This window comes from Chlamydiota bacterium, assembly GCA_016178055.1.
GTDB lineage: Bacteria > Auribacterota > JACPWU01 > JACPWU01 > JACPWU01 > JACOUC01.
In genome coordinates this window covers 1-4,128 of sequence record JACOUC010000002.1, presented here as the reverse complement: position 1 = coordinate 4,128, position 4,128 = coordinate 1, and the positions used below count along the sequence as shown (strand labels likewise).

Genomic DNA, 4,128 nt, shown 5'->3' with positions numbered 1-4,128 from the left:
CTGGAAAAAGTTGATTTACTTATAGGCATATGCACTTGATTCCCCTAGTAGTCGCCCGATTCATCGGGCAATCCATGCAAGGGGCACAAGGCTGCCCCATAAATGGGGCGACTACAAATTCTTGCTATCTGAGGGGAATCAAGTGCATATGCCTATTTACTTATATACATGCCTCTGAAATTTTGTCCCGTCAAATTTTGAGTACGGTTGTTTCCTTAAAATCACCGATAAGCTGCCGATAGTCATCCGATAAAATATAATAGGCATTTCTTTTTCCAGAGCCTTGTTTTAGAATGAAGCCTTTTTCAATCCATTGGGTGAGAAGATTTCTTGCCGTTCTGTCTTTGATGTGAAAGAGAGTCGAGAGCTGTTTTGTTCTCAGTTGTAGATGATGACGGAAAAAATGGAGGATTCTTTTTTCTCTGGGGCCGATTGCTTGAAGGAGCTCCAGTTCTCTTTTGCTTCTTTGAGGAAGATGTTTTGATAGGGAGGTGAGTACTTTTTCCTTGAGCTCTTCAAAGATGACGGCGACCCCTTTCGCAAAATAATCGATCCAAGGGGTGATGTCAGGATTTGGATGGTCATAATAATTGAACCCTTGGCATTGGTGGAGCGTGTCATAATATCCTTTGAGATCCTCTGCATAATATTCTTCAAGAGAATAGAATTGCTTTAAATCATATTTCTCTCGGTAGAGAAGCAAGGTGACCAGTGCCCTTGCGGTACGTCCGTTGCCATCCATAAAAGGATGGAGGGTGACTAACTGATAATGACCGATGCCTGCTTTTAAAACAGGGTGAAGCCCACTCTCTTGATTTAACCACCCAACGAATGATCGCATCAGTGGACCTATATCTTTTGCTTCAGGAGGGAGATAAACTGCCTTTCTTGTTTTTACATCATAGATTGCATTCTGTGCCTCTCGGTATTCTCCTCTAAGCTTTCCCTGCACAATTCCTTTTTGGATGATGGCGTGCATTTTTTTTATTAGCTTTTCAGTGATGGGTTGTTTATGGGTCATTTTAGCAGAGGCCTCTTGGCGAAATATTTTTCCAAGGGAGAGGGGTATGTCAAGGCCCTCCAGAATTTCTCGAGAAGCCTCGATTCTTCCCAAGTGTTTAATAGTCTCTGAGGTTATTTGGAATGAGGGGTTGTAGCTCATATTTGAAAGATATTTCCTTTTATTAATGCTGATAAATCACCGATAAACCGCCGTTAAACCACCGATAAAATCATACTGATTATCGTCTAGGATAGCGAGTAAATTTTATTTCTTGAGACCTCTGAAAAAGGCCCATCTGCTGCGTTGCCCACTTCGCTCCCTTGTGCGGCGTACTGGAAAACGTACGCCTCCGCGGTCGCTCGTGGGCACCTTGCATCTGGGACCTTTTTGAGAGGTCTCTAGAAGTAGGGGTTTTTCAGAGGTTTCTTCTTTTCATTCGAGGGGAGGCGGGAAAACGAGCGCCATTTTCGAACTGCTTCAGTCAAGATAAAAAGCGTAGATCCCACCATGATAAAAATAAGCGTAACGTTCATGTGAACGACAAAGGGGCTTGCAGTCTTTGGCCAGTAATGTTTTGTGATCATTTGAAAGGCAGCGGATAAAGTTGTAACTCCCACAAAAATCATGGGAAGAATAGAGACCCACGCATAGAGGGACGCATAGCGGGACGTTGTTAACTAATTAACTAAGTCTCATTTTTGTCTCCTTATTTTCTAAATTTTCAGTGAAAATTCTGAACAATGGATAATTAGAAAAATCACGAGCGCCATTTCCGAGCTGCTTCAATTAGGATAAAAAGCGTAGATCCTACCATAATAAAGATCAGTCCAATGTTCATGTGAATGATAAAAGGGCTCGCGATTTTTGGCCAGTAATGTTTTGTGATCATCTGAAAAGCAGCGGATAAAGTTGTGACTCCCACAAAAATCATGGGAAGAATAGAGACCCATAGATATTTTTGTTTTTTCATTTTAATGAGAATACTGGTTCCAATGACGAGGGCGATGACGGCCAGGAGTTGATTGGCGATTCCGAACATGGGCCAAAGGGTGCTGATGCTGGCATTCCAGATGAGGTAGCTCCAGCCGAAAACGACCAGAGCGCTTGTGAGAATATTTCCGGGAAGCCAATCGGCTCGTTTAAAGGCAGGAATGATTTGGCCAAAGAATTCTTGCAAAATAAATCTCGCAATGCGGGTTCCGGCATCAATGGTGGTGAGAATAAAAAGAGCCTCGAACATGATCGCAAAGTGATACCAGTATTTCATGAAGCCTGAAAATCCTGGAATGGCACTAAAAATCTGGGCCATGCCGACGGCGAGTGAAACAGCTCCCCCGGTTCTTCCAATCAAGGTCTGTTCGCCTACTTGACGGGTGAGTGTGTCTAAATTCACAGGTTGAAGATGAAGTCCAGCGTAGAGAGTGGGAGAAACATTAATGGCATAATAGTCGCCTGGATGAAGGGAGCAAGCCGCGATGAGGCAGACGACGCCGACCAAAGCTTCCAAAAGCATGCAGCCATATCCAATCGAGCGGGCGTGGCATTCATTCGATAGCATTTTGGGAGTTGTCCCCGAAGAGACGAGGGCATGAAATCCAGAAATGGCGCCGCACATGATGGTGATGAAACAAAAAGGCCAGACTTTTCCTGGAATAATGGGTCCCCCTCCGTGAATAAAGGGGGTGAGGGCAGGGAAATGCAATTGAGGGTTCACAAAAATAATTCCCGCAATCAGAAATAAAACCGTTCCCAATTTCATGTAAGAGCTTAAATAATCGCGAGGTGCGAGCAAAAGCCAAACGGGAAGAACAGAAGCGAAGAATCCATAAATCGCGATGGCGACAATAATGGCTTTTTTATTCATTAAGAAAATTTGATGGAGAGCTGGAATTTCTGGAATAAATTTCCCAAGCATAACAGCCAGAAATAAAGCGGTCACTCCAAAAATAGTAGCTTTGCGAATGGCGTCGGAAGAGCCTTTTTTGATGCCAAAAATATAAGTCCCCATGACGAGCGCAATGGGAATGCTGGCGCCGATTGTGAATGTCCCCCAAGAACTTTCGGCCAGGGCATTCACGACTACAAAGCCTAATCCTGCCAGGGCCACCAGGACAATGAAAAGAATGGCCAGGGCACACGCAATGCCAGCAGGTTTGCTGATTTCAGCCTTTGCAATTTCAGCGAGAGATTTTCCTTCTCTGCGCGTCGAGGCAACCAGAATGATAAAATCCTGTGTCGCTCCTCCCAGAACGACCCCAATCACAATCCAGAGAAGTCCAGGCAAATAACCAAATTGAGCCGCAAGAACAGGACCAATCAGAGGGCCTGCCCCTGAGATCGCTGCGAAGTGATGCCCGAAGAGGACCCATTTGGACATGGGATAATAATTTTGATTGTCGCGAAGGGTGTGGGCAGGGGTTGTTCGTGTTGAGTCCAGAACAAAAACTTTGGAGGCCAAGAAGGCACTGTAATAACGATACCCAATTGTAAAAACACAGAGAGTCAAAATGATAAGCGGCAGAGCGGGCATAGACTTAACTTAATTCCTCATAGAGCGCACTGGAACTGGACGTTTCCCAAAATCGAATTTTGATAACCGGAAATCCGATTTTTTGGGCATGTTTAAAAATCAATTTCGCAATGTTTTCTGCCGTAGGATTATCATCCATAACGAAAACAGGTTCCTTTAATTTTTGAAGAATTTTGACGAGGGGATCATCCTTCCTCAAAATCATTTTATGATCCAGGGCTTCATCTATCCAGACCTGAAGGGTTTGCTTGATGTCCATAAAGTCAATGACCATGCCTCTTTTGTCCAATTTTTCTTTGGCGAGTGTGATGGAGACCTTCCCATTATGGCCATGCGGATGCATGCATTTGCCATGATAGTCCATCAGGCGATGGCCGTAGCAAAAACTGAGTTCTTTGGTGACTTGAAATAGCAACTTTTTCACAAGGCTTTTTAATTTAAAATTCAAAAATCAAAGATCAAAATGACAACGTAAAATTTAAAATGTTTCTGTGTCTAGGCGTGTATAAAATTTTGGATTTTGATTTGTCATTTTAATTTTTACATTTTGATTTTTGAATTTTTAAGCTATATACCTTCCCCCATCCACATGATA

The 4,128-nt window shown here is 43.4% G+C and carries 3 protein-coding genes; all 3 read right to left on the bottom strand.

Annotated features, from left to right (window positions below; all coding sequences use genetic code 11):
• Positions 1-190: 190 nt before the first annotated feature.
• Positions 191-1,162 carry a Fic family protein gene (locus tag HYS07_00340; protein MBI1869622.1) on the bottom strand — a complete coding sequence of 324 codons (972 nt, stop codon included), beginning with the start codon at positions 1,160-1,162 and terminating at the stop codon, positions 191-193.
• Positions 1,163-1,760: 598 nt separating this feature from the next.
• Complete coding sequence (locus tag HYS07_00335; GenBank protein MBI1869621.1) at positions 1,761-3,533, bottom strand: carbon starvation protein A; 1,773 nt, start codon at positions 3,531-3,533, stop codon at positions 1,761-1,763.
• A 4-nt stretch (positions 3,534-3,537) separates the two neighbouring features.
• Positions 3,538-3,897 carry a 6-carboxytetrahydropterin synthase gene (locus tag HYS07_00330; protein ID MBI1869620.1) on the bottom strand — a complete coding sequence of 120 codons (360 nt, stop codon included), beginning with the start codon at positions 3,895-3,897 and terminating at the stop codon, positions 3,538-3,540.
• Positions 3,898-4,128 lie beyond the last annotated feature (231 nt).